Source organism: Mesorhizobium sp. M0051 (genome assembly GCF_040323235.1).
In the GTDB taxonomy this organism is placed as follows: Bacteria; Pseudomonadota; Alphaproteobacteria; order Rhizobiales; family Rhizobiaceae; genus Mesorhizobium.
In genome coordinates this window covers 109,558-134,821 of record NZ_JAMYUT010000001.1, presented here as the reverse complement: position 1 = coordinate 134,821, position 25,264 = coordinate 109,558, and the positions used below count along the sequence as shown (strand labels likewise).

Here is a 25,264-nt window from a genome sequence, read left to right as displayed (position 1 = left end):
ACAGTCGGCGCTTTGGCCATGTTCCCATCGCGTCCCGGATGACGCAAGCGGAAATCCGGGAACTTTGCCGGCGTAAAAAGGACGGCGGCCAATCGGCCGCCGTCCGTGGTCAGCGAATGCCAGCAGGTTCAAACGCGTCGTGTCAGCACGAAATTCTGGCCGCTGGAGCTGGTGCAGTTGAGCTGGCTTGTCGAAACCATCAGACAGTTGAAGCTGACTGGCGTCTGGCGGATTAGCGAGGTGCCGTTGATCTGTACCGAAGTGGCACCGGTCATCGTGTAGCTGCCATCGGCAAGCTTCTGGCCTGTGTCGGTGGCGACGGTTGTGAAGGTGCCGCCGGTGAAGGTCGACAGGCCGGTGCCCTTGGCATCGATCCAGGAGCCTTCAACGCCTTTCGGCGACGCCGCCATCGGCGGTCCGTCGGGGCCACTGGTGGCACAAGCAGCAAGCATCGCCACAATGGCCCCCGCCAAACTCATAGAAAGAACTTTGCGCGCAAAAGTCATGTGAAAATCCTCTCCTCTCGCATCGGCCGAAAAATCGGAATCGATTTTCGGAAAGCACGATGCGCGCATCCAAGTTTCCAGAGCGTACATCGTGCCTTCAAACGGGCACGCGTCGCTCTCGTCCGCATCCCTTCAATCGCCCGATTTCCGGGCGATTGCAAGGCAGCGCGGTATGCCCTGCGGGGCGCTATCGGACGAGGATGTTGCGGAACTGCCACGGGTCGTTCCGGTCGAGGTCTTCCGGGAACAGGCCGGGGCGGTTATCGAGCGGCGTCCAGTCGGTGTAGTGGCCCTCGACCGGCCCGAGATACTGGGACTGCACTTCCAGGCAGCGCTTGTAGTCCATCTCGTCGGCCTCGACGATGCCGGCCTCCGGGTTTTCCAATGCCCATACCATGCCGGCGAGAACCGCCGAGGTGACCTGCATGCCGGTGGCGTTCTGGTAGGGTGCCAACTTGCGCGCCTCGGCGAGCGAAAGATGCGAGCCGTACCAGTAGGCATTCTTGTCGTGGCCGTAGAGCAGCACGCCGAGCTCGTCGACGCCGTCGACCAACTCGTTCTCGTCGAGCACGTGGTGCACAGGCTGGGCCGTGCCGGCGGCGCCGAACATCTCGTGTAGCGACAGCACCGCGTCATTGCAGGGATGGTAGGCGTAGTGGCAGGTCGGGCGGTAGTGCACCTTGCCCTTCTTGCCGCGTACGGTGAAGAAATCGGCGATCGAGATCGCCTCGTTGTGGGTGACCAGGAAACCGTACTGCGCGCCGGGCGTCGGGCACCATGAGCGCACGCGCGTGTTGGCGCCGGGCTGCTCCAGGTAGATCGCGGCCTTGGAGCCATGCTTGTGCTTCTTGGCGTTCTTCGGCATCCACTTCTCATGCGTGCCCCAGCCGAGCTCCGCAGGCTGCAGGCCTTCGGAGATGAAGCCCTCGACCGACCAGGTGTTCCAGAACACATTCATCGGCTTCGGCTTCTTGGCGCGCTGGGTGTCGCGCTCGGCGATGTGGATGCCCTTGACGCCGGCCTTCTTCATCAGCTTGGCCCAGCCCTCGCGGTCGTCCTGCGCAGGCTCTGAAAACTCGAGCCCAAGATCGGTGGCGAGATTGACCAGCGCCTGCTTGACGAACCACGAGACCATGCCGGGATTGGCGCCGCAGGTGGAGATCGCCGTCGCGCCGCCGGGCTTGTCGTGCTTTTCCTGGATCATTGCCTCGCGTAGCGCATAGTTGGTGCGTCTGGCGTTGTCGGCCTCAGCATCGAAATAGAAACCGAGCCATGGCTCGACGACGGTGTCGATGTAGAGCACGCCGAGCTTGCGGCAGAGCCGCATCAGGTCTACCGAGCCGGTATCGACCGACAGGTTGACGCAAAAGCCCTGGCCACCGCCATTGGTCAGAAGCGGCGTCAAGAGCTCCTTGTAGTTCTTCTTGGTCACCGCTTCCTGGACGAAGGCGATGCCGCGATCGTCGAGCAGCTTGCGGTCGGTGTCGCGCGGGTCGACGACCGTCATGCGCGACTTGTCGAACTGGAAATGGCGCTCGATCATCGGCAGCGTTCCCCGGCCGATCGAACCAAAGCCGATCATCACGACAGGGCCGGTGATTTCACCGTAAACGGGCCAGTTTTCGGTCGCCATTTTATCGAACACTCCTTTAAAGCCCAGGAAACTGGGAACACGCACACAAAACCGGGCATCTTTGCCCGGCGGCCATGCGCTACATCACAGATCATTGTCACAAACCAGCGAAAAGCGCCAACCAGCGGCTAGCCGTCATTGGCCATGTGGTTAAGGACTGAGATCAGCCGGTCGCGGTCTGCGGTCAGGCCCTTGTAGTCGAGCTGGGCGAGATCGAGCGCTTCGAGTTGGGCGGCGAATGACACCGCGAGCATCGCCCGATCCGGGTGCCGGGCGAGGACGGCGAGCGGGTCGAGATGGATGCGGATGGTGAACAGGATATCGCGTGTAACAGGCAGTCTTCGCAATGTCTGACGCTCGACACGGATGAAGGCATGGGCGTCGATGTCGCCGTCGGGAAAGCGCGAGGGCCGGTTCGTGGCGCGGTCGATGCGCTGCAGGTCGGAGAGCGGATGGTAGAGCGCGTCGCCCGACTGGATCGACCAGTTGTAGCGCTCGACGGCTTGGCCCTGCAGACCGTCGAACATGCGGTTGATCAGCTCGGCCGGACGCGTGCCCGGGCCGAAACCCGGCACCGGGGCGTGGATGTCCTGCAGCGGCTTGCCGAACTTCTCGAGAAGCGACCAGGAAGAGGGAAAGCACAGCGAACCGGCGACAAGCCGCCAGCCGCTGTCGCTGCGGCGCATCAGGATCAGGTCTTCCTGGACCAGCAGCGAAGCCGTGACCAGCGGCGCATCGCCCAGACCGGAAGGAATGGCGGGATGGTTCGCGGCATCAAAGGCCTCGATGCCCGCATCGGTGGGGTGATAGATACCGGGAAATCTACCGGGCAGATATGCGCGGAGCAATTCGAGCACTTCCCGCTGGGCGTCCCGCGTGCCGTCCTCCTCGACAAAAACGCGCTCGGGGAGTTCCGCGTAGAGCCGGCGCTTCTCGGCGAGATAAGGCAGCAGATGATCGTCGACCTCGATCCAGTCCGCCGGATCGAGCGGCTTCAGTCCGATGCTGAAGAGTTTCGACGAACCATCATAAGGCGTGTGGGCGGGCAGCACCTCGGCCAAGCTCATATTTCCTTGAAATGATCGAGGCCGGCGGCGGTTATCCTCGCCAGGAATTCGGTGACATCATAGTCGGCCGCGCCTGCCTTGGCGAAAGGGTCGGCGGCCAGCCTAGCGTCGAGCACCTCGCGCGGACATCGTGCGATGATGATGCCGCCGGTCCTCGGCTTCTTCGGCCCGGAGGCAACGAAGATGCCGTCCGCATAGCAGGCGTTCAGCCATTCCACGTGCGCCGCCTGCAAGCGGTCGATTTCGGTCAGCGGCACCTTGTAGTTCAGCGAGACGACAAACATTGTTTGGGCTTCCCTCAGGTAAGTTTGGCCGGAATCAGTCCGCGCAGCGAGTTGCCGACGAACAGCGCCCTGGCGGTCTTCAGATCGTCCAAGCTGTAGATCGCTTCATGGGCGCGGCCTTCGTCCAGAAGCTCCGCGCGCAATACGCCAGGCAGCAGGCCGCAGTCGAGCCGGGGCGTCGCCAATGCTCCGTCGCCGAAATCGGCGAAGACGTTGGTGATGGTACCTTCACAGATTTCGCCGCGCTCGTTGGCCAGGATCACCTCGTCCGCCTGGGTGATGAGATATTCGGCGCGGGCATGCGTGTAGAGCTGCCGCCGGCTGGTCTTGTGGCGCAGCAGCGTATCGTGCGAATCGAGCCTCGTTCGCGCCAGCCGCAGCAGCCAGACCTTGTCGGCGGCGAGGGGTTCAAAGCGCTGTGCCGAGGCCGTCACCTCGCCGTCTTGCGACAGGACGAGGCGGGTGCGCATGGCAATGCGGGATCCGCTGACCGCGCTGCTCAATGCCTCGCCGACCTTGCCCGGATCATAGCGGAAGCCGAGTTCCGCCGCCGAACCATAGAGGCGGGCGAGATGGCGATCGAAGCGCAGGAAGCCCGAACCGGGTTCCCAGCGCATGGTCTCGATCAGCTGGAAATTGGCGGTGTTCCCGTCGCGAAGCGCGCTTTCAGCAGACACTCCTGATACTCCTCCTGCGCCGTCGAATCGAAGACGACGCCGCCACCGACATTGTAGACGGCCTCGCCACCGGAAAAGAGTGAGATGGTGCGTATCGCCACGGAAAAGCGCATCCTGCCGCCGGGCGCGATCCAGCCGATGGCACCGCAATAGACATCGCGCGGCGTGCCTTCCAGATCATGCAGGATTTCCATGGCGCGGATCTTTGGCGCGCCGGTGATCGAGCCGCAAGGAAACAGCGCCGCGAAGATCTGACGGATGGAAAGACCCGGCAGCAGTTTGGCCCTGACGTCGCTCACCATCTGGTGGACCGTCGGATAGGTTTCGATGCGGAACAGCGCCGGCACATCCAGCGTGCCGACCTCGCTGATCAGCGAGATATCGTTGCGCAGGAGATCGACGATCATGCGGTTTTCGGCCTGGTTCTTTTCGTCGTTGCGCAGAAAGATTTTCTGCCGTTCGTCCTCGGCCTTGGTCGCGCCGCGCGGCGCCGTGCCCTTCATCGGATGCGTCTCGATCATGCCCCCAGCGTCGATCTCGAAGAAGAGTTCGGGCGAGCGCGACAGCACGATGGGTTCACCGAGCGCGACGAGCGCACCATACTTTACCGGCTGGCGTTCGGTCAGCGCATCGAAGGCGGCCAGCGGGTCGCCTGACCATTGCGCATGCACCGGAAAGGTCAAATTGCCCTGGTAGCAATCACCCTGCCTGATGTGCTGGTGCAGCCGTGAGAACCGCTTCTCGTAATCCTCGGGCGACCACGTCGCGCGGGCGTCGAAGATCGGGCCATTGGTCGCCACGGTATTGCGCGGCGGCACCGCCTCTTCGACCGGCGCATCGAAAACGCCAAGGCACACGAGCGGAGTTCGGCGCCCGTCCGGCAGCAAGGGAACGAGCTTCGGTTCGAGCAAATAACCCGCCTCGTAGGAGAAATAGCCGGCAAGCCATTTGCCGGCATCGTGCGCGGCTTGCGCTGCTTCCAGCGCCGGCAGGAAATCCTTTGCCTCATGCGCCACGATGATATCGGCCGGCCGGTCGAAAACGAGCTGGCGCGCGCTTTCGTCGTTGCGGAAAATTGCGGCGGGCAGGGACATGGGCACCGGATGCTGCGGTCAATGAAGCCGTCGATCGCTCTATATGGGGGGCCGCTCGCGCGCAATCGAGGGAACGGCACGCCGCCACTCAAAGCCGACCTTGGGCCGACCTTGGGCCGACCTTTGAGCCGACCTTCGGGTCGACTCCGGGCAAACCCAAGGGCCAAAAGCAAACGGCGGCGCAGGATTGGCGCCGCCGTTTGCAATCTTCAGCTATTGCCTGACAATCAGGTGTTGCTGGCGGTTCCAGCAGTTGGAAACTGCTTGGCGAATTCCTTCTCGTTGCCGTCAGCGAGCAGCTTCGCTTGCTCGATCCAGCGCTCGCGTGCGATGCGGCCGTCGAAATTCATCACGTCCTCGATCCGCTTGATATCGGCGGCTGTCCAGCCGGCGATCTGGGCGAAGCTGGTGACGCCTTGCGCCTTGAGCAGCTTCTCGTTGACCGGCCCAATGCCAATCAGCCGGCGCAGATTGTCGGGCTTGCCGGATGCTGGCTTGGCCGGTGCCGGTGCGGCTTTCCTGGCTGGGGCTGCCTTTGGTGCGGTCGAACTCCTGGCTGCCGAGGTCGCGGCTGCCGGCTTGCTCGCCGCGGGCTTGACCGCAGGTTTCGACGCTGCCGCCTTTGGCGCCGCCGATTTCGCAGCCACTGCCTTTGCAGGGGCTGCCTTTGCGGCCACCGGCTTGGCAGGCGCCGGCTTTGTGGGCGCGGATTTGGCCGTCGAAGGCGGCGACATCAGGGGCGAGGGGGCGGCGTTTGTCGTGGCACTGGCAGCGGGCGTCGCCTGCGCGTCGCGCAGCCGGCGCTCAAGATCGGCGCGAGTCTTGCCGCATGCATCGAGTTCACCGGTCAGCCGGTCGCTGTCGGCCCGCAGTCTGTCGCGCTCGCTGCGTGTGCGGTCGATGTCGCCACGCAAGCTGTCCAACTCACCGCGCAGGCGGCCCCACAGGAACCAGCCCACAAGCACGCCTACCAGGAATGCCAGGAGCATGTAGAAAAAAGTGCCCATTGTCTCTCTCCAGTCAGATCCGTCTGCCGTTGGGTCATGACCTTCGGCGAAGGACTACTCGATGGTGGTTCCGCGGTTCGCAGAACAGCCGGCTTCGGTTCGAGCTGTCGGCAATCGGCCTTGCTTGCCATGGCCAACGGCCATCGTCGCGTTCGCCTGAGCGCTACTGCCGGCTGAGATCTTTCCTCGCCGATCCGCATGCGCTCCGGCTGAGCTTGGAGCGAAGGCTATCATAGAGCTTGTGGAAAGCTATCTGAAAACTTCGACGGAGAGTACTTCAAGAACAGATATTTAGAGCACGAATACAGCGATACCAACATGCATTCGGGCTAAACTGTTTGGTGACGCCTGCGCGACGCATTTCAAGTGTCGAGCACTTCCAACTCGTCGATCAGGCCGCTGATGACGCCAAGCCCGATCTGCCAGAAGGCGGGGTCGGTGGCGTCAAGGCCGAAGGGCGCCAGAAGCTCCGAATGATGCTTGGTGCCGCCGGCGCGGAGCATTTCGAAATACTTGTCCTGAAAGCCGCGCTCGGCGTTCTGATAGACGGCATAGAGCGAGTTCACCAGGCAGTCGCCGAAGGCATAGGCATAGACATAGAAGGGCGAATGGATGAAGTGCGGGATGTAGGTCCAGAACACCTCGTAGCCTTCGCGCAGCTTGATCGCCGGACCCAGGCTTTCGGCCTGCACTTCGAGCCAGAACTGGCAGAGCCTGTCAGAGGTCAGTTCGCCGTTCTTGCGTTCGGCATGCACCTTGCGCTCGAATTCGTAGAAGGCGATCTGGCGCACGACCGTGTTGATCATGTCCTCGACTTTCTGGGCGAGCATGGCCTTGCGCTCGCGCCTGTCCGTGGTCTGGTCGAGCAGGGAGCGGAAGGTCAGCATCTCGCCGAAGACGGACGCGGTCTCGGCCAGGGTCAGTGGCGTCGAGGCCATCAGCGCGCCCTGGCCGCTGGCCAGCACCTGATGCACGCCATGGCCAAGTTCGTGCGCCAGCGTCATCACATCGCGCGGCTTGCCCATGTAGTTGAGCAGCACGTAGGGATGCGCCGACGGCACGGTCGGATGCGCGAAGGCGCCGGGCGACTTGCCCGGACGCACCGGCGCGTCGATCCAGTTGCGGTCGAAGAAGGTTCGCGCGATCTCCGCCATGTCTGGCGAAAAGCGCTGATAGGCCGACAGCACGGTGTTCCTGGCCTCGTCCCAGCCGATGATCGCCTGAGGCGTGTCCGGCAACGGCGCGTTGCGGTCCCAATGGTTCATCGCCTCCATGCCCAGCCAGCGCGCCTTCATCGCGTAGTAGCGGTGCGACAGGCGCGGATAGGCATCGCGAACGGCGGACGCCAGGGCATCCACCACGCTGCGCTCGACGCGGTTTGCGAGATGGCGTGAGTCGGCAATGTCCTCGAAGCCGCGCCAACGGTCTGATATTTCCTTGTCCTTGGCCAGCGTGTTGGTGATTAATGTGAAGGTGCGCAAATTCTTGCGGAAGGTCGTGGCCAGCGCCTCGGACGCCCGGCGGCGCACCTCGCCATCGGCATCCTGGAGCCGGTTCAGCGCCGGCTCCAGCGTCAGTTCCTCGCCGTCGATGTCGAAGCGAAGATCGGTCATCGTCTCGTCGAACAGTCGGTTCCAGGCACCGCGTCCGGTGATAGATTTTTCGTGGAAGAGCTGCTCGACACGGTCCTCGAGTTGGTAGGGCTTGTCCTTGCGCAGATCGAGCACCCAAGGCCGGTAGTGGCCGAATGCCGGATCACCGGTGAGCGCGCCTTCGATGGCGGCATCGTCGATCAGGTTGAGTTCGAGCGCGAAGAACAGAAGGTGCGCGCTGGCGTCGGTCATCTTCTCCTGGATGTCGCCATAGAGCTTGGCGCGCTGCGGGTCGGCAGTGTTGCCGGCATAGACCAACCCCGCATAGGAGACGATGCGGCCGATCAGTTCCTCCAGTGCCTCGTAGGCGACAAGCGCCTCGCCCAGCCTGCCTGCGCCGCCGCGCTCTGCCTCGGCGGCCAGCGTGCCCTTCCAGCGGCTCTCGAAGCTGATCGCATCGGCGGCGGCCTTGGCGATGTCGCGCTTCAGTTCCGGCGCGTCCATGCCGGCATAGAGGTCGGCAAGATTCCATTCCGGCAGGTCGCCAAGCTCGGCCGCGCCCTGACTGGACGCTGGTGCCGCAAGCTGCCGAGCAGAAACCATGTGCCCAGAGACCATGTGCATTGCCGACACCTTCCGTGGCCAAGATTCAGGGGGAAACGAGAAGCCGGTCAAATCCTAAGGAATTCATTCACCGGGTTTTTTGAAACCTTATTTAGAACCCTGTGCCAAGATGGTCCACAGGGCAGAATTCCTCGGGCGGGCAGTCATACCAGTCATGACAGGTTCCATACTCATAGTCGATGACGATCCCGTGCAGCGCCGGCTGCTCGAAGCGGCGGTGACACGGTTCGGATACACGGCCATCGTCATCGATGGCGGCGCGGCTGCTCTCGATGTCCTCGACGGGCCCAGCGCCCGCGAGGTTTCGGTGGTCATCCTCGATCTGGTCATGCCCGGTCTCGACGGCATCGGCGTGCTGAAGGCGATGCGCGAGCGCGACATAAATGTCCCGACCATCGTGCAGACCGCCCAGGGCGGCATCGAGACCGTGGTCTCGGCGATGCGCCACGGCGCCTTCGATTTCGTCGTCAAGCCGGCGTCTCCGGACAGACTGCAGGCGTCGATCGGCAATGCGCTCAAGGTCGAGGCCGTCGAGGGCGAGGTCAAGCGCACGTCGCGCCGGCGCAGCGGCCTTCTGACCTTCAAGGACATGATCACGCACAGCCCGGCCATGGACAGGGTGATCCGCCTTGGCCAGAAGGCGGCGGTATCCAACATTCCGATCCTGATCGAGGGCGAGTCCGGCGTCGGCAAGGAGCTGGTGGCGCGCGCCATCCAGGGCAGCGGCGACCGCCGCTCGAAACCCTTCGTCACCGTCAATTGCGGCGCCATTCCCGACAATCTGGTCGAATCGATCCTGTTCGGCCACGAGAAGGGCTCGTTCACCGGCGCGACCGACAAGCACACCGGAAAATTCGTCGAAGCGCATTCAGGCACGCTGTTTCTCGACGAGATCGGCGACCTGCCGCTCGACGTGCAGGTCAAGCTGTTGCGCGCCGTGCAGGACGGCGAGGTCGACCCGGTCGGCGGACGCTCGACCGTCAGGGTCGACATCAGGCTGATTTCGGCAACGCACCGCAACCTCCTGCAGCAGGTCAAGGACGGCAAGTTCCGCGAGGATCTGTTCTATCGGCTGAACGTCTATCCGATCTTCGTGCCGCCGCTGCGCGACCGCCGCGACGACATCCCCTACTTGGTCACCCATTTCATGGATAAGGTGGCTCCGGCCGACCCGCGTCATCGACTGCAAGGCATTTCGGCCGCGGCGCTCGCCGTGCTGCAGGCCTATGACTGGCCCGGAAACATCCGGCAGCTCGAAAATGCCGTCTTCCGGGCCTCGGTGCTCTGCGAAGGCGATTTGCTGACCTCGGAGGACTTCCCGCAGATCCGGGCGCAGGTGGAAGGCACCGTCAACCTCGACACCGACGGCGATGCGCTGTCGCCGTCCTTGCCTCCGCAGGGGGACGAAGAAGAAGCCTTGCCCGGCGAGGTTAGCCCGGCAACCGAGTCCAATTCACCGGCCAGGTTGCCGCCCCGCTTCGGCACGTTGCGAGCGCTCGACGATCGCGGCAATGTACGCGCTCTGGCCGATGTCGAATTCGAGATGATCAAGCTCGCCATCGATCACTACAACGGCCAGATGAGCGAAGTCGCCCGCCGACTCGGCATCGGCCGCTCGACGCTCTATCGCAAGCTCAAGGAATACGGCATCGACCCCGAGACCGGCCGGGTCGACCGGCTCGCTTCCTGAGGCGCAAGCTCGGCACCAGTCTGCAATGCCACAACAGGCCACATACCGGCCGTTGGCGGATTGTGGCGGGCCTATGGACAGCGCTGTTCACGCATTAAGGCTAACGGTAACAGATCGTGTTCCACGCAAAGGCGGAAACATGATCTAAACCAGTGGTTTACCAAGAAACCCCGTGTACAATTTTTGGCGGGATATCGCCACTGTGTTACCGCATTTCGACTTCAATAAGCGATGATTAACCATTAGGATCGATATTCGGATGTGATCGCGACACATCCGTTTGGGCAAATCCGGGGACAAACGGCAGCCTGCAGGGCCTTTTGATTTGAACAGAATCGAACGACACACAAACGGGCGGCACCATCAAGTGAACGTCTGGCCGAAGTGGCTGGCGGCATTGATTGTTGCACTTGGTTTTGTTGCCGCGGCTGCGACCGGAGCCAGCGCCGAAACACGTTCGCTGAAGCTCTATCACCTCCACACACACGAGAAGGCCGAGATCGTCTACAAGCGCAACGGCCGCTACGTCCCGGAGGGTCTCAGGAAGATCAACATCATTCTGCGCGATTGGCGTCGCAACGAGCCGACCAAGATGGATCCGCGTCTGCTCGATCTGGTCTGGGAAGCGTACCGGGAAGCCGGCGCCACGGACTATATCCAGGTCGTCTGCGGCTATCGCTCGCCGTCGACGAACTCAATGCTGCGCAGCCGCAGCCGGGGCGTCGCCGAGAAGAGCCAGCACATGCTCGGCAAGGCGATGGACTTCTACATTCCCGGCGTGCCGCTGAAGAAGCTGCGCAATATCGGTCTCAAGATGCAGGGCGGCGGCGTCGGCTACTATCCGTCTTCCGGTTCGCCGTTCGTCCATATGGATGTCGGCAATGTGCGCCATTGGCCCGGCATCAGCCGCCAGGAACTGGTCAGCCTGTTCCCCAATGGCAAGACACTGCATGTGCCGAGCGACGGCAGGCCGCTGCCCGGCTTTGAGCAGGCACTCGCCTCCTACAAGGCGCGCAAGGGTTCGGGCTCGCCGGCCATCGAGTTGGCCAGCGCTGGTGGCAGCGGCAAGAAATCAGGCGGGTTCCTGTCGGCCTTTTTTGGCGGCGGCGACGACGAGGCCGACGACAGCGCCGATGTCGAAACCGCTTCGGCTGCACCTCCGCCCAAGGCGAGAAACCTGAAGCCGGCCGAGGCGGCAAAGACCAGCAACCTGCCAGGCATCGCCATCGTGGCGCCGGAGAACGCGCAGCGCGCCGAGATTCCGCAGGTGACCGAGGAGCAGGCCCCCGAGCCTGAACAGGACACGCCGGAGACGATCATAGCGGCATTGCCTGCACGCAGCGTTCCGTTGCCTGATTTCGCACCGCGGCCGAAGGCCGATGTCGGCGCTCAGCCGCCTGAAAATGTTCCGTTTGGGATGGCGGATGCGACAGCCACCACCGAGCAGGCCGTAGCGACCGCACATGCGCCTGCTACCGTTCCATTCGGCATGGCCGATGCAACGGCTTCGGCTGATCCGGCCCAGATTGCCGTCAACAACATACCGTTGCCGACATGGCGCCCCGACGCTTCTCTGCCAGCCGCTCTGGCTGCGTCGCCCAGCAAGACTGTGCTGATGGCGTTGGCCGATACGGCTGAGCACAGCAAGACCGCGACCGACGCGTTCTCGGTGCTGCCGACGGCGCGCCCCGAGATGGCCCGGCCGGACGCGGTCAAGGCCGTTCTCGACGAGGCCAATGCCCAGGTCGGCGCGGCCGGCGAATACCAAGTTGCTTCATTGTCCGAGTCCGAGCCGCGTTCGGCCTTCAACGATCCTTCGGGTAATGATGCCGCATCGCCGCGCGAGGCTGTCGTTGCCCGCCCGGCCGGCTCCGATCCGGCCGCCGCGATCGGCGCCGGCGTGAAAACCACCCGCAAGGAATCGAGAGCCACCGCGCGAGACCTGAAGCCGGGCCCCAAGGCCATGGTGGTTGCCGCCGCACCGCAGGCCGCCCGCTGGGCGCTGACCAGCGGCGAGCATGTCGCCACCGTTTCGAGCGCGACGACGGCGCCGGGCTATGCCTACAGCATCGTGCACACGGCGCCGAGCGAGGTCTATACGGCCGGCTTCCAGCAGGACAACCAGATGGCCGATGCCAACCGCTTCACCGGCAATGCCGTCAAGTTCCTCTCGGTCGCCCGCTTCCAGACCAAGTAAGCGACCAGCCAATCCACAAAGCCGCGCCGGGCAACCTGCGCTGCTTTTTGCTGCGAGACCGCCTGCCATCGGCCGATCACCCCGGTCTGACATCGCGGTGATCGCGGACGGCTCAAAACCTGCGACGGATCCTGCTCGCATCAGGCAACCCGGTCGACGGAAGCCGGCCGGGTTTTCATGCGGCGACGAAGGCCTTACTTCGCCAGCTTGCTTGCCGCACGCGCCAGGGCTTCGATCTCGTCCCACTTGCCGGCCTTGACCATATCGTCCGGGGCCACCCAGGAGCCGCCGACGCAGATGACATTGGGCAGGCTGAGATAATCGGCTGCGTTCTTGCCGGTGATGCCGCCGGTCGGGCAGAATTTCACATCGGCAAGCGGCGAGGCGAGGGCCTTCAGTGAGGCGATGCCGCCCGACTGCTCAGCCGGGAAGAATTTGAGAAAGCGCAAGCCGGCTTCCCGTGCGGCCATGATCTCGCCGGGCGTGATGGCGCCGGGTAGCAGCGGAACAGCGCTGTCGCTTGCTGCCGCCAGAAGCTCGCGGGTGATGCCGGGGCTGACGATGAATCGCGAGCCTGCGCTCGCTGCCTTTTCGAACTGCCTGACATCGAGAATGGTGCCGGCGCCAACGATGGCTTCCTCGACCTCACCAGCCACCCGCCGGATCGCCTCAAGCGCGTCGGCGGTCCTCAGCGTGATCTCGATCGCCGGCAGGCCGCCGCGTGCCAGGGCGCGGGCCAAGGGCACGGCATCAGCGACATTGGCGATCTTCAGCACCGGGATGACCGGCTGGCCGTTTAGGAGCGACAGGAGGTTTTCGGTCTTGCTGGGCATCTGTCTCTCCGTATCCTAGCGCATGTCGCCCCAAAGGGATCCCGGCTTTGGGAAAACGACATCCATAAAACAAAGACCTAAAGCGCGACGTATGAATTGGTTTCGGCGCGACGCGCTTGAGGGCAATTCAACCGATTAGCAGACGGGTGTTTTTCTGTCCATGAAACGAAGCGTGTCGCGATGTCACGCGCGGCCCCGATACTTGGCTGGATTCCGGCGCTGCCTTGAATCGGCTTGCGGGAGCGTTTAGTGGCTTCGGCCATGACATCACTTCAACCCTTTCGCGTTGCGGCGCTCTACCGGTTTGCCCGGCTCGACGCCTTCGAGGAGTTGCGCGCGCCGCTCGCTGCCTTCTGTTGCGGGCGCGGCATCAAGGGCACACTGCTTCTGGCGCATGAGGGTATCAACGGCACCGTGGCCGGCAGCGAAACGGCGATCGGCGAACTGATCGATTATCTCGAAGCCGTCGAAGGGCTCGCCGGCCTCGAGGTCAAATACAGCGTAGCCGCGGAAATGCCGTTTCATCGCATGAAGGTGCGGCTGAAGCGCGAGATCGTCACCATGGGCATCGCCGATATCGATCCGGCGACGAGCGCCGGCACCTATGTCGCGCCTGCCGACTGGAATGCGCTGATTTCCGAGCCCGACACTGTCATCATCGACACGCGCAACGCCTATGAGGTATCGATCGGCACCTTCAAGGGCGCAATCGACCCTGCTACCGCCAGCTTTCGCGAGTTTCCGGCCTGGGTGGAAGCACACCGGGCGGAGTTCGAAGGCCGCAAGGTCGCGATGTTCTGCACAGGCGGCATACGCTGCGAAAAGGCGACCGCCTACGTCAAATCGCTCGGCTTCGAGGACGTGTTCCACCTCAAGGGTGGCATCCTCAAATACCTCGAGGAGGTTCCGTCCGAACAGAGCCTCTGGCAAGGCGAGTGCTTCGTCTTCGACGAGCGCGTTTCTGTGTCGCACGGCCTCGCCGAGGGCGAGGCGGAACTCTGCCGCGCCTGCCGCCATCCGCTGACGCCGAACGACCTGACATCGCCCAAATTTGCCGCCGGTGTTTCGTGCCCGCATTGCTTCGATGCGCGTTCGGACGAGGACCGCCAGCGCTATGCCGAGCGTCAGCGGCAAGTCGAGCTTGCGCAGGCGCGGGGCAGGGATCCGCACATCGGATCCTAGTTTGGCTCTGTTATCGACAGCCGCAAGGCGACGGTTTGTCATTGTAATGCAAGGATCCGGGACCTACGTCTTCGACGTTCGAAACCTGCCCGTTCGGCCGGGCAATCCTGGAGGCACTGAATGTTCGATCCCAAGAAGCTTCTCGACGATCTGCTCGGCTCGCAAATCCCGGGCACCAGTGGCACCGTTCGCGACAAGGCGGGCCAGGCCGTGCAGATGGCCAAGGACAATCCGCTGGCCGCTGGAGCGCTCGCTGCAGTGCTGCTCGGAACCGGTGCCGGCCGCCAGGTGACGGGTACCGCGGTGAAGCTCGGTGGATTGGCCGCGATCGGCGGGCTCGCCTACAAGGCTTACCAGAACTACAAGGCCGGCAATGCTCCGGCCGAGGCGCCGGCAGGCGGCGAACCTGAATTGCTGCCGCCGCCCAAGGACACCGCCTTCCACCCGTCGCAGGCGCCGCAAGGCGAGGACGAATTCACGCTGACGCTGGTGCGGGCGATGATCTCGGCAGCAAAGGCCGACGGCCATGTCGACGATGACGAGCGCCAGAAGATCGCCGGCAAGCTCAGTCTTTCGGGCATCGGCTCCGACGCCGAAAAATTCCTGATGGCGGAGCTGGCGAGCCCGCTCGACCTCGACGCGCTGGTGGCAGGCGCCCAGACCGATGCGCAGAAGCTCGAACTCTACACGGCATCGCGCCTGACCATCGATCCCGACACACGCGCCGAGCGCGGCTACCTCGACCTGCTGGCCGGCCGGCTTGGCCTGCCGGATGCGCTGGTCGATCATGTCGAGGCGACAGTTTCGGCAGCCAAGGTGCCGGCCAAGGCCGGAACTTCACCCAATCCGCGCTGGTAGGCCAAAACGGCACAGGCGGCTTGTCTGGCGTTAACCTTTCGTTAACCCAGCAAGCGCATCATTCTAACCAGTTGGATCGGCTTTCCTCCTCCCAAGCCCGGTCCAGATCAGGGCGGTCGCCAATGACCGCCCTTTTTGTCGGCACGATCTGCTCGCCCGAGCATGATCTCGAGCAAAATCGGATCCCAATTTTCGGATCATGCTTTGTGCTTCGGCTTGCCATCGCCGCCGTCATTTGCGATCCCTTTGCTTCGTGCGCAAACCCGGAAAATAGCGCGCGCGCGCGTCGCTTCGGAGGACAATAGCCATGACCGTAAAAAGAACCGCCATCGTCACCGGCGCCGGCACCGGCATCGGCAAGAGCGTCGCTACGGCGCTGCTCAAGGCCGGCTGGAACACGGTGTTTTGCGGGCGCCGCAAGCCGGTGCTGGATGCCGCGGTCGCCGAGGCTGGCCGCACCGATGCCAAGGCATTGGCGGTTGCCTGCGATATCAGCAAGGCCGGCGAGGTCGACGATCTGTTCGAGACGGTGGCGGCGGCCTTCGGCCGCGTCGACCTGCTCTTCAACAATGCCGGCATGGGCTACAAATCGACGCCCATCGACGAGATCCCGGTCGAGGTGTGGAACGATATCGTCGGCGTCAATCTCACCGGTTCATTCTTGTGCGCTCGCGCCGCCTTTGGCGCCATGCGCAAGCAGCGGCCGATGGGCGGCCGCATCATCAACAATGGCTCGGTGTCGGCCTACGCGCCGCGCCCGGGCTCCGTGCCTTATACCGCGACCAAGCATGCCATCACCGGGCTGACCAAGACGCTGGCGCTCGACGGAAGGCCCTACGACATTGCCTGCGGCCAGATCGACATCGGCAACGCACTGACCGACATGGCGCAGCCGATGACGGTCGGCGTGCCACAGGCCAACGGCTCTATCGCTGCCGAAGCGGTGATGGACGTTCAGCACGTTGCCGACGCCGTTGTCCACATGGCCAGCCTGCCGCTCGACGCCAATGTGCTGTTCATGACGGTGATGGCGACCAAGATGCCGTTCGTCGGGCGTGGGTAGTTATTTCCCGGCCAATGGCACGCCCGGCAGGTAGAGCGCGATTGGACGGATTTCGTAGACGGCGGTCGGATTAACGCGGCGCAGGTCGCGGGCGATAACGATCGCATCGTCACGTGTCCCGCAGTCGACCACATAGAGACCGAGAAGCTGTTCCTTCGTCTCGGCGAACGGCCCGTCAAAAATGGTTCCATCGCCCGGTCCACGCAAGGTGCAGGCCGACTGGGTCGCCCCAAGCCGCGCCGATGGGCCAAGATTGCCTTCCCGGTAAAGCCGATCGTTGATTTCGAGCAGGTCGGCCATCAATGCCGCGTCCTGCTCCGGCGTCAGCGCGGTGATGGCTCCTTCCACATGGTAGGCGAGGATGGCGTAAAACATCGAGTCACCTTCTGTCGTGATTGCAAACATCCAGCGCCGGTCGCAAGGCCCGACAGCCTCACTTGGCCAGGAACGCTCCGATCCGCTCCAGTGCCCGCAAGATGTTCTCCTCGGAGTTGGCGTAGGAGAGCCTGATATAGCCTTCGCCGAGAATGCCGAAATCGGGGCCGCCAATCAATGCCACGCCGGCCTCGTCGAGCAGGGCCGAAGCAAGCTTCTTTGCTTTCCAGCCGGTCTTCGAGACGTTGGGGAAGGCGTAGAACGCTCCCTTGGGCGTGATGCAGGATATGTCAGGCAGGGCGTTCAATCCGTCAACCACGATCTTCCTGCGGCGGTCGAAGGCGCGCATCATCTTGTCGACGTCGTCCTGCGGGCCGTCGATGGCCGCGATGCCGGCAAACTGGCTCGGCGCGTTGACGCAGGACCAGCAATTGACCGCTAGCTTGCGCACCTTGTCGTAGAGGTGAGCGCCCTTGTCGCCATTCGGCCAGATCGACCAGCCCATGCGCCAGCCTGTCATCGCCCAGGTCTTCGACCAGCCATTGAGCACGATCAGCCGATCGCGGATCCCGGGGAAGCCAAGCAGCGAGCAATGCGTCTCGCCGTCATAGGTCATGACGTCGTAGATCTCGTCGGAGAGGATGGCAACCTGGGGATGTGCCTCCAGACCCTTGACCAGTTTCTCGATCTCGGCGCGCGGCGTGACGCCGCCGGTCGGATTCGCGGGCGAATTGAGGATCAACAGCCTGGTCTTGGAGGTGATCAGCGCCAGCGTTTCCTCTGCGGAGAAGGCAAAGCCGTTTTCCTCGCGCATCGGCACTGGAATAGGTGCCGCGCCGGTGAACTCGATCATAGAGCGATAGATCGGAAAGCCGGGATCGGGATAGAGGATCTCGGCGCCAGGCTCGCCGAACATCAGGATCGCGGCGAACATGGTCGGCTTGCCGCCGGGCAGGATCATCACCGCTTCGGGCGACACCTCTACGCCGGTGGTGGTCAGCGTGCGCCGCACCACCGCCTCGCGCGTCGCCAAAAGGCCATTGGCCGGCGTGTAGCCGTGATGGCCGTCGCGCAGCGCCTTGATCGCCGCCTCGACGATGTGCTGCGGCGTCTTGAAGTCGGGCTGGCCGATGCCGAGATTGACGATGTCGCGGCCTTGTTGGGCCAGTGCTGTGGCCCTCGCGAGCACGGCAAAGGCGTTTTCCTCGCCGAGACGGTCGAAGGCCGAAATCGTGTGGAGCATTTTTCCCGTCCGTGTGGTTCTTACTGTTGGGTCGCGTTTTTGTGAGCCTCAGGCCGCAAAAGTCAAACGGATTGGAGCTTTCGGTGTCGGAAAATCTCAAAGACTGGCAACCGCGCCCGCGGCCCGAACGAAAGGCCATCGACGGCCGGTATGTCCGGCTTGAACCGCTGAGCGCTGCAAAACACGGCGACGGTCTCTATGAAGCGTCGTCCGTATCCGATGTCGATGGGCGCTTCGCCTGGCTGCCCGACTATCCGCCGGAGACCCGTGCCGCCTTCCAGCCATGGCTGGACAAGGTGGAGGCCAGTGAAGATCCGCTGTTCTTCGCGGTTATCGACAAGGCCAGCGACAAGGTCGCCGGACGCCAGACGCTGATGCGCATCGATCCAGCCTACGGCGTCATCGAAATCGGCAACATCTACTGGGGGCCACTCATCTCGCGCAAGCCGGGAGCGACCGAAGCGCAGTTCCTGTTCATGAAATACATCTTCGACGAGCTTGGCTATCGCCGCTACGAATGGAAATGCAACAACCACAACGAGCCATCTAAGCGGGCGGCAGAACGGTTCGGCTTCAAGTTTGAAGGCATTTTCCGCCAGCATCTCATCGTCAAGGGTGAAAACCGCGATACGGCATGGTATTCGATCATCGACAAGGAGTGGCCGGCCTTGCGCAAGGCCTATGAAGCGTGGCTCGATCCGGCCAATTTCGATGGCGACGGCCAGCAGAAGCGACGGCTTGAGGATTTTCGCGTGCAGTTCGGTGCGTGAGATCAGGCGCGTAACGGGAGTTGCCATTGGCCCACATCCACGATCACAGCGGGCACGATCACATTGGGCACGATCATGCGCCCGGTCATGTGCCTGGCTCGACCGACAAGAAACGCGTGCTTACCGCGGCCTGCCTGACTGGCGGCTTCATGGTCGCCGAAGCGCTCGGCGGCATCCTTACCGGCTCACTGGCATTGTTGGCCGATGCCGGCCACATGCTCGCCGATTCGATCGCGCTCGGCCTTGCCTGGTATGCGTTTCATCTTGCGGGGCGTCCGGCGACCGTGCGCCTCACCTATGGCTTCGGCCGGGTCAAGACGCTGGTGGCCTATACCAACGGCATCGCCATCTTCGTCATCGCGCTTTGGATCGTCTACGAGGCTTGGAGGCGGCTGCAGGCGCCGGCACCGGTGCTTGGCGGACCGATGCTGGTGGTGGCGACCCTCGGGCTGCTGGTCAATATCGGGTCCTTCCTGGTGCTGCATGGCGGCGATCACGAGAACCTGAACATGCGCGGCGCCATCCTGCATGTGCTGGGCGACCTGCTCGGCTCAGCCGCCGCCATCGCGGCCGCGTTGGTCATCCTGGCGACCGGCTGGACGCCGATAGACCCGATCCTGTCGGTCCTGGTCTCGCTGCTGATCCTGTATACGGCATGGTCGCTGATGCGCGCAGCCGCCCATGTCCTGCTCGAGGGGGTGCCGCCCAGCCTCGACCGCGATCTCATCGCCATGGACATCGAAGCGACGGTCCCCGGCGTCCGCGAAGTGCATCACATGCATGTCTGGTCGCTCGACGGAACCAGCAACATGGCGACGCTGCATGCCTGTCTCGACGAGGGCGTCGACGCGCACCAGGCGGTCAGCGCCGTCAAGAAGCGGCTTGCCAGCGAGCACGGCATCAGCCATGCCACCGTGGAACCGGAATTCGGACAGTGCGCCGACTATAGCCACGAGCATGGGCATGAAGCGGCTGCGCATCACGACCACCATCACTAGGACCGATCGATTGGTCCTGCCTCAGGAGTTCCAAACCTTGAAAACCAGCTTGATGAACGCCCACTGCCCGGACGCGGCATGATGGATCGCGACACCAGGAATGCGGCCATCGCAGCGGTGTGGATCATGCTTCTGTTCGGCATCGGCGCCTACTATCTGCCGACCATGATGCTGGCGCTCGGCAGCCTTTCGACCGTGCTGGCCGGCGCCTTTGCCATCGTCTTCGTGCTGGCGTTCTTCTCGGTGTTCTGGCTGCGGGCCCGCAACCAGCGCAAAAACCAGGGTAAATAGGCAAGGGATTTTCGACATGCGCATTCTGATCACCGGCGCCGCGGGTATGGTCGGCCGCAAGCTCATCGCCCGGCTGGCCAAGGACGGCACGCTGCGCGGCGGCAGGATCACCGCGCTCGACCTGCACGATATCGTGCCGCCGCAGGCACCTAGCATGGATAGGGTCAGCATCACCTTCCACACCGGCGATCTTGCCGAGGCGGGTGCCACCGAGCGCCTGGTCGCATCGCGCCCCGATGTCGTCTTCCATCTCGCCGGTATCGTATCCGGCGAGGCGGAGGCGAATTTCGAACTCGGCTACCGCGTCAATCTCGATGGCACGCGCGCGCTGTTCGATGCCATTCGCCTGGCGGGCTTTGCACCGCGTGTCGTCTTCACCTCGTCGATCGCGGTGTTCGGCGCGCCGTTCCCGGATGTCATTCCGGACGACTTCCATCCGACGCCACTGACCTCCTACGGCACCCAGAAGCAGATGAGCGAAGCGCTGCTGGCCGACTATACCAGGCGCGGCTTCTTCGATGGCATCGGCATCCGGCTGCCGACCATCTGCGTGCGGCCCGGCAAGCCGAACAAGGCGGCGTCAGGCTTCTTTTCTGGCATCATCCGCGAGCCCTTGAGCGGCCGCGAGGCGATCCTGCCGGTGCCGCGCTCCGTCGTGCACACCCACGCCAGCCCGCGTTCGGCAGTCAATTTCCTGATCCATGCGGCGGAGATCGATGGCGCTGCCGTGGGGCCGCGCCGCAATCTGACGATGCCGGGCGTCGCCGTCACCGTTGGCGAGCAGATCGAGGCGCTGGAACGCATCGCCGGACCGAAGGTGGCAAGCCTGATCCGCGAGGAGCCGGACGAGACGATCTGGGCGATCGTCAAGGGCTGGCCGACCCGGTTCGAGGCGCGGCGGTCAAGGGAACTCGGCTTTGTCGCCGAAAAGAGTTTTGACGAGATCATCCGCGCTCACATCGAGGATGAACTCGGCGGCAAGATCGCGAGTTAAACCCGCAGCACTACGGTGGGGATATCATCCGCCTGACGCTAGGCTCGCCGACAAAAGCAACAGTCCGAACAGGAACACGAAGGCGGCGCCGCCGATCTCGACGATCGAGTGGATGCGGTTGCCCATGCGGCCGTCGCCGGCGAAATACACCGCCCAGTTCTTTGCCGTCACCGCCAGTGTCGCCAGCGCCGAGACGGTGATGGCAGTGCCCAGCGACATCGCCAGCACCGACAGCAGGCCGCCGAGCCAAAGTCCGTTGAGAAGCGCGAAGCTGAGCACGATCAGCGCGCCGGAACAGGGGCGGATGCCGACCGCCGCCACCGCCGACCAGGCGGTGCGCCAGTCAAAGCGGTCGCCCGACAGCAACGCCGGGTCGGGCGCGTGCGAATGGCCACAGGTGTCGCAGACCTCGCCGGCCGCGTGATCGTGATGGGCATGATCGTGGGTGGCGTGATCATGGTCATGCGTTCCGTGGTCGTGATGATCGTGGGAATGGTCGTGCATGTGGTCATGATCGTGATGCACCTGCAGCGCATGCGAATGGGCATGCGCCGAATGGCTGTGACCGGCATGACCGGCATGCGAATGCCCACCATGAGAATGGCCGGCGTGCGCCGCCGACAGGCTGTAGGCGGGGCCTTTGCCAAACATGCGCAGGACGGCAGGGCCGAGTTTGCGCCACAGCAGCCAGGCGCCAAACAGGGTGACGAAGACAAAGCTCATGATCTCCATGAACCAGGCGGCGTCCGTCATCGTCACGGAGGTGCCGCGCAGGACGAAATAGGCTACCCCCATCACCGCGACCGCCGTCAGGCCCTGCAGCAGCGCCGAGACGAAGGACAACAGGATGCCGCGCCGTAGCGCCACTTCGTTGGCGACCATGTAGGACGAGATCACCGCCTTGCCGTGGCCCGGGCCGGCGGCGTGGAAGATGCCGTAGGCGAAGGACAGGCCGACGAGTATCCAAATCTTGCTGCCGTCCTGGCGCATCGCCTTCATTGCAGTTGCCAGCGCGCGATAGAATTCCTGCTGCCGCAGATTGATCCACATCAGTATGTGGGCGAAGGGGCCGGTGCTGGGCGCGATGCCGTCATTGACGCCGATGCCGAGCGAACTCTGGGCATGGGCGGAGTTGGCGAGATGCATCATGACGACAGTGGCGGCCAACAGGCCGAATGCCAAACGCAGGGACGGTTTCGTCACCGGCTTCATCCTTCTGGCTGACAGGTCAGTTCGAGCTTTGTGGCGAAGATCTTGCTCATGTCGGTGCCTGTCGGATCGTTGAAGAAGGCATCGGTGAGGGTCTTCTGGTTTTCTTTGATGGCCTCGTCCGGGTCCGGACGGATCACCTTGCTGGTGCAGTTCGACGGCAGGCCTTCAACCGTGATGTTGGAATCGTCGGTGAAGTCGATCGCGGTGTAGAATGTCGGATCGTAGACGCCGATATCTATCTTGCCGTTGAGCTTGATCGGCACTTTCGGCTCGGACTCGAACAGGATGATCAACTGGTCGTTGTCGAAATTGGCCATCAGATGCGGCGGTGGCGTCATCGCCACGTCCTTGCCATCGACGGTGACGAGCTGGAAGTAATTGAACTCGGCCAGCGAGGCATGGACGGTGTCGGCGACCTCCTTGAGCTCGTTGTCGTCGAGCTTCAGGTCGGAGTTCTTGTCGAACTCCATCATCACCGTGCTGGAGAAGAGATCGTCGAAGCGCCAGAGATGACGCAGCGCTTTCACACTTTGGTGATCCGGGGAGAGGATCACGTCCAGGCGGGCCTCGGCGAAGACGTGCGGGTGCACCTCAGCCGGTCCGGTGGCGGCAAAGGTCGCCGCCAGGGCCGAAGCCAGCATGATTGCGTGCCGTTTCAGGTGCATTCTCAGTCGCGATTCCATGTGCCTCGGAGTGATGTCGAGAGTTATCAGAAAGGGGGCGAAATTGGGACCGGGACTCGACTGAATGGGTCAGGCAGCTTCACGCGTCCTGAACCACTGCACCAGGAAATCGACGAAAACGCGAACCTTGGCGGGTAGGTAACGGCGGTGCGGGTAGACGGCGAATATTCCGCCGCCCGGCAGGATACGGTCATCCATCACCGACACCAGCCGGCCGCTCTCGAGGTCGGGCGCGGCGATAAAATCCGGCAGGACGGAAAACCCCAACCCGGCCACGGTCGCCGCACGCGCCGTCATCGGGCTGTTGACCTCGATGGGACCCGACACCGAAACGCTCATCGGATCGCCATTGTCGCCCTTGAACGGCCAGTTGCTCAATCCGCGACCATTGGTGTCGACGATACAGGGCATGCGGCTAAGATCCTGCGGCCGCGTCGGCATGCCATGCTTGGCGATCAGTTCGGGAGAGGCACAGAGCTTTATAGAAAATGGCGCCAGCCGCCTGGCGATCAGAGACGAGTTCTCGAGCCGCGAGATGCGCACCGCGAGGTCGAAGCCTTCCTCGACCAAATCGACGAAGCGGTCGTCGAGCTGGACGTCGAGCACGATGTCGGGATGCTGCTTGGCGAAATCGATCAGCGACTGGCCGACCGGCGCGTCGGCGAAGGTGCGCGGCGCCGACAGCTTGATCCGGCCACGCACGTCGCCGGAAGATTCGCGCACGGCGTCGGCCAGGCTGTCGACCTCGCGCACGATCTCCGAGGCGCGCCGGTAATAGGTGTGGCCGGCCTCGGTCATGGAGAACTGGCGCGTGGTGCGGTTGAGCAGCAGCGCGCCGAGTTCGTCCTCCAGTTCGCGCACATATTTCGACAAAAGGGCCTTGGAACGGCCGATCTTGCGTGCCGCCGCCGAAAAGCCCTCGGCCTCGACCACGTCGATGAAGGCACGCATGCGGGTCAGTGTGTCCATGGTCAGGCCTTTCGTGCGGCGTCGAGAAGTTTCCGGCCGAGCCGTATCAGGGCAATGTCGCTGCCGGAAGGGCCAAGCAGCGACAGGCCGAACGGGGCGCCGGCGACCGAGCCGATGGGCAGGGTGATCTGTGGAAAACCGGACAGGCCGGCCAGGCACAGAAGTTGAAGCGCCCGTTCGCGATAGGCCTGGAACTGCTCCGGCGTGCTGTCCACGTAGGGAGCTGGGCCCGGCACCGTCGGCAGGATGAGGAAGCCATCCTTGCCCAGTAGGGCGCTCAATTCGCCGCGAAAGGTCAGTCGGCGCACCTTCTCGGCCTGGGCTGTTTTGTCATCGACGGCACGGCCGAAGCCGAAGCGCTCTTCGACGCCCGGACCGAGGTCGCGCTCGCCGCTGGTGATCCATTCGCCATGCACCGCCCAAGCCTCCTTGGCCTGCAGCCGGCGAAAGCACCAGTAGAGTTCATCGGGAGATGAGGTGAAGCGCGTCGTTGCCGGCGCCGGCGCGCCGAACACCGTACTCGCCAGTGCCTTCATTCGGGCATATTCGGCAAGCGCCGGGTGGTGGACCATCCCATCCAGCCAGTCCAGCGCCAGCGGCCGATTGAGCGTGTTCTGGTGCGGGTCGCGGCCGAGCAGCAGCCTGCCAACGGTCTCGTAGGTCTCGATGTCGTCGGCGAACCAGCCGAACGTGTCGAAGCTCGGGGCCAGCTTCATCGTGCCATCGAGCGAAATGCGGCCATGCGTGGTGCGCAGCCCGATCAGTCCGCAAAAACTCGCCGGCGCGCGGATCGAGCCGCCGGTGTCGGAGCCGGTGGCGATATCGGCAAGCCTGCCCGCCACCGCCGCCGCCGATCCCGATGACGAGCCGCCGGTGACACGGTCGGGCGCGGCCGGGTTCACCGGAAACGAAAAATGCGCATTCTGGCCGAACAGCGCGAACGCAAGCTCGTCGGTCTGGGTCTTGCCGACGAAGCGCGCCCCGGCATCGAGAATCACTTGCACGGCCGGCGCCGTGCGCGAGGCGGCGGGGCTGTCTGCGAATTTCTGCAAGTTGCCGCAGCCAGTGCGGTAGCCGGCGACGTCGTAGATGTCCTTGACGGCCAGCCGCAGGCCGGCCAGAGGGCCAGTTTCGGCATGCGCCACCGGCATCTGGCAAAGGTCGAGAAAGGCGTTTAGAGGGCCGTGCGTGCCTGTCATCGTTCGCTATCCGGATACGGTTGGCGCAGCATTGTTCGATGCCAGGAATTTTACAACCTGGAATACGATTTTTATTGATTGTGAAATCGTTCAATCTTATATCGCGCTTGCCCAAAGTCGCACGTGCCTGTGGGTGTCCGCCGATCCTCGAATGGTGAGGGAAATCGGTAAGGTAACTGGAGCTAACCCCTCCAGTCGGTCTAGCGGCCAACCGCAAGCCCGA

At 63.5% G+C, this 25,264-nt stretch carries 25 protein-coding genes; 10 read left to right on the top strand and 15 right to left on the bottom strand.

From position 1 onward, the window contains the following. Positions 1-128: 128 nt before the first annotated feature. The 8 genes from omp10 to NKJ90_RS00600 all read right to left on the bottom strand — a co-directional run bounded on the left by omp10 (position 129) and on the right by NKJ90_RS00600 (position 8,478). The gene (gene omp10, locus NKJ90_RS00635) at positions 129-506 is read right to left on the bottom strand and encodes an outer membrane lipoprotein Omp10 (protein WP_023759745.1); all 378 of its coding nucleotides are present in this window, start codon (positions 504-506) and stop codon (positions 129-131) included. A gap of 187 nt (positions 507-693) precedes the next feature. Continuing rightward, positions 694-2,139: a homospermidine synthase gene (locus tag NKJ90_RS00630; RefSeq protein WP_023759746.1), complete on the bottom strand. Its 1,446-nt coding sequence runs from the start codon at positions 2,137-2,139 to the stop codon at positions 694-696. Positions 2,140-2,267: 128 nt separating this feature from the next. Further along, positions 2,268-3,206 carry a heme-dependent oxidative N-demethylase family protein gene (locus tag NKJ90_RS00625; protein WP_352485521.1) on the bottom strand — a complete coding sequence of 313 codons (939 nt, stop codon included), beginning with the start codon at positions 3,204-3,206 and terminating at the stop codon, positions 2,268-2,270. Then, complete coding sequence (locus NKJ90_RS00620) at positions 3,203-3,490, bottom strand: YciI family protein (RefSeq protein ID WP_023759748.1); 288 nt, start codon at positions 3,488-3,490, stop codon at positions 3,203-3,205. The genes NKJ90_RS00625 and NKJ90_RS00620 overlap by 4 nt, the downstream gene beginning before the upstream one ends. Positions 3,491-3,504: 14 nt before the next feature. Continuing rightward, entirely contained in the window at positions 3,505-4,167 is a 663-nt protein-coding gene (locus tag NKJ90_RS00615) for an aminotransferase class IV family protein (protein WP_031260321.1), read from the bottom strand. Then, positions 4,116-5,261 (bottom strand): aminodeoxychorismate synthase component I, encoded by a 1,146-nt coding sequence (locus NKJ90_RS00610; protein ID WP_023759750.1) that lies wholly within the window; start codon positions 5,259-5,261, stop codon positions 4,116-4,118. The genes NKJ90_RS00615 and NKJ90_RS00610 overlap by 52 nt, the downstream gene beginning before the upstream one ends. A 227-nt stretch (positions 5,262-5,488) precedes the next feature. Further along, positions 5,489-6,268, bottom strand: coding sequence for a helix-hairpin-helix domain-containing protein (locus tag NKJ90_RS00605; RefSeq protein WP_023759751.1), 780 nt, complete (start codon positions 6,266-6,268; stop codon positions 5,489-5,491). A gap of 362 nt (positions 6,269-6,630) precedes the next feature. Then, positions 6,631-8,478, bottom strand: a complete 1,848-nt coding sequence (locus NKJ90_RS00600) for a M3 family oligoendopeptidase (RefSeq protein WP_502904881.1) — start codon at positions 8,476-8,478, stop codon at positions 6,631-6,633. 160 nt (positions 8,479-8,638) lie between these two features. On the opposite strand from NKJ90_RS00600, the gene NKJ90_RS00595 reads away from it, so the two are divergent. Together NKJ90_RS00595 and mepK are read left to right on the top strand one after the other, a co-directional pair. Continuing rightward, positions 8,639-10,174, top strand: coding sequence for a sigma-54-dependent transcriptional regulator (locus NKJ90_RS00595; RefSeq protein ID WP_023759754.1), 1,536 nt, complete (start codon positions 8,639-8,641; stop codon positions 10,172-10,174). Positions 10,175-10,541: 367 nt separating this feature from the next. Further along, positions 10,542-12,371: a peptidoglycan L,D-endopeptidase MepK gene (gene mepK, locus NKJ90_RS00590; protein WP_023759755.1), complete on the top strand. Its 1,830-nt coding sequence runs from the start codon at positions 10,542-10,544 to the stop codon at positions 12,369-12,371. A gap of 194 nt (positions 12,372-12,565) precedes the next feature. Here mepK and NKJ90_RS00585 read toward each other — a convergent pair whose 3' ends face one another. After that, complete coding sequence (locus NKJ90_RS00585; protein ID WP_023759756.1) at positions 12,566-13,204, bottom strand: 2-dehydro-3-deoxy-phosphogluconate aldolase; 639 nt, start codon at positions 13,202-13,204, stop codon at positions 12,566-12,568. Between the two features lie 261 nt (positions 13,205-13,465). Here NKJ90_RS00585 and trhO point away from each other — a divergent pair, with 261 nt between their 5' ends. The 4 genes from trhO (at position 13,466) to NKJ90_RS00565 (ending at position 16,307) form a co-directional block, all read left to right on the top strand. Continuing rightward, complete coding sequence (trhO, locus tag NKJ90_RS00580) at positions 13,466-14,386, top strand: oxygen-dependent tRNA uridine(34) hydroxylase TrhO (RefSeq protein WP_023759757.1); 921 nt, start codon at positions 13,466-13,468, stop codon at positions 14,384-14,386. A 120-nt stretch (positions 14,387-14,506) separates the two neighbouring features. Beyond that, on the top strand, positions 14,507-15,244 hold the full coding sequence (locus tag NKJ90_RS00575; RefSeq protein WP_023759758.1) for a tellurite resistance TerB family protein: 738 nt from the start codon (positions 14,507-14,509) through the stop codon (positions 15,242-15,244). A gap of 122 nt (positions 15,245-15,366) precedes the next feature. Beyond that, a complete protein-coding gene (locus tag NKJ90_RS00570; protein WP_031260322.1) occupies positions 15,367-15,549 on the top strand; it encodes a hypothetical protein in 183 nt (60 codons plus the stop codon). A 2-nt stretch (positions 15,550-15,551) separates the two neighbouring features. After that, positions 15,552-16,307, top strand: coding sequence for an SDR family oxidoreductase (locus NKJ90_RS00565; RefSeq protein WP_023759759.1), 756 nt, complete (start codon positions 15,552-15,554; stop codon positions 16,305-16,307). Here NKJ90_RS00565 and NKJ90_RS00560 read toward each other — a convergent pair whose 3' ends face one another. Together NKJ90_RS00560 and NKJ90_RS00555 are read right to left on the bottom strand one after the other, a co-directional pair. Next, entirely contained in the window at positions 16,308-16,682 is a 375-nt protein-coding gene (locus tag NKJ90_RS00560) for a YciI family protein (RefSeq protein WP_023759760.1), read from the bottom strand. Between the two features lie 58 nt (positions 16,683-16,740). Further along, positions 16,741-17,925 (bottom strand): pyridoxal phosphate-dependent aminotransferase, encoded by a 1,185-nt coding sequence (locus tag NKJ90_RS00555; protein WP_023759761.1) that lies wholly within the window; start codon positions 17,923-17,925, stop codon positions 16,741-16,743. Positions 17,926-18,008: 83 nt separating this feature from the next. Here NKJ90_RS00555 and NKJ90_RS00550 point away from each other — a divergent pair, with 83 nt between their 5' ends. From NKJ90_RS00550 to denD, 4 genes are all read left to right on the top strand, one after another. Then, positions 18,009-18,695 (top strand): GNAT family N-acetyltransferase, encoded by a 687-nt coding sequence (locus tag NKJ90_RS00550; protein WP_023759762.1) that lies wholly within the window; start codon positions 18,009-18,011, stop codon positions 18,693-18,695. Positions 18,696-18,721: 26 nt separating this feature from the next. After that, positions 18,722-19,693 carry a cation diffusion facilitator family transporter gene (locus NKJ90_RS00545; RefSeq protein ID WP_023759763.1) on the top strand — a complete coding sequence of 324 codons (972 nt, stop codon included), beginning with the start codon at positions 18,722-18,724 and terminating at the stop codon, positions 19,691-19,693. 78 nt (positions 19,694-19,771) lie between these two features. Beyond that, positions 19,772-19,984 (top strand): hypothetical protein, encoded by a 213-nt coding sequence (locus NKJ90_RS00540; protein ID WP_023759764.1) that lies wholly within the window; start codon positions 19,772-19,774, stop codon positions 19,982-19,984. A 16-nt stretch (positions 19,985-20,000) separates the two neighbouring features. Then, positions 20,001-20,978: a D-erythronate dehydrogenase gene (gene denD / locus NKJ90_RS00535; protein ID WP_023759765.1), complete on the top strand. Its 978-nt coding sequence runs from the start codon at positions 20,001-20,003 to the stop codon at positions 20,976-20,978. A 24-nt stretch (positions 20,979-21,002) separates the two neighbouring features. On the opposite strand, the gene NKJ90_RS00530 is transcribed toward denD, so the two are convergent. The 4 genes from NKJ90_RS00530 to NKJ90_RS00515 all read right to left on the bottom strand — a co-directional run bounded on the left by NKJ90_RS00530 (position 21,003) and on the right by NKJ90_RS00515 (position 25,041). After that, positions 21,003-22,190, bottom strand: coding sequence for a nickel/cobalt transporter (locus NKJ90_RS00530; RefSeq protein WP_023759766.1), 1,188 nt, complete (start codon positions 22,188-22,190; stop codon positions 21,003-21,005). Beyond that, positions 22,187-22,855 (bottom strand): DUF1007 family protein, encoded by a 669-nt coding sequence (locus NKJ90_RS00525; protein ID WP_023759767.1) that lies wholly within the window; start codon positions 22,853-22,855, stop codon positions 22,187-22,189. Before NKJ90_RS00525 ends, NKJ90_RS00530 begins: the two co-directional genes overlap by 4 nt. Before the next feature lie 87 nt (positions 22,856-22,942). Then, positions 22,943-23,842: a LysR family transcriptional regulator gene (locus NKJ90_RS00520; protein WP_023759768.1), complete on the bottom strand. Its 900-nt coding sequence runs from the start codon at positions 23,840-23,842 to the stop codon at positions 22,943-22,945. 2 nt (positions 23,843-23,844) lie between these two features. Further along, entirely contained in the window at positions 23,845-25,041 is a 1,197-nt protein-coding gene (locus NKJ90_RS00515; RefSeq protein WP_023759769.1) for an amidase, read from the bottom strand. Positions 25,042-25,264: the final 223 nt, after the last annotated feature.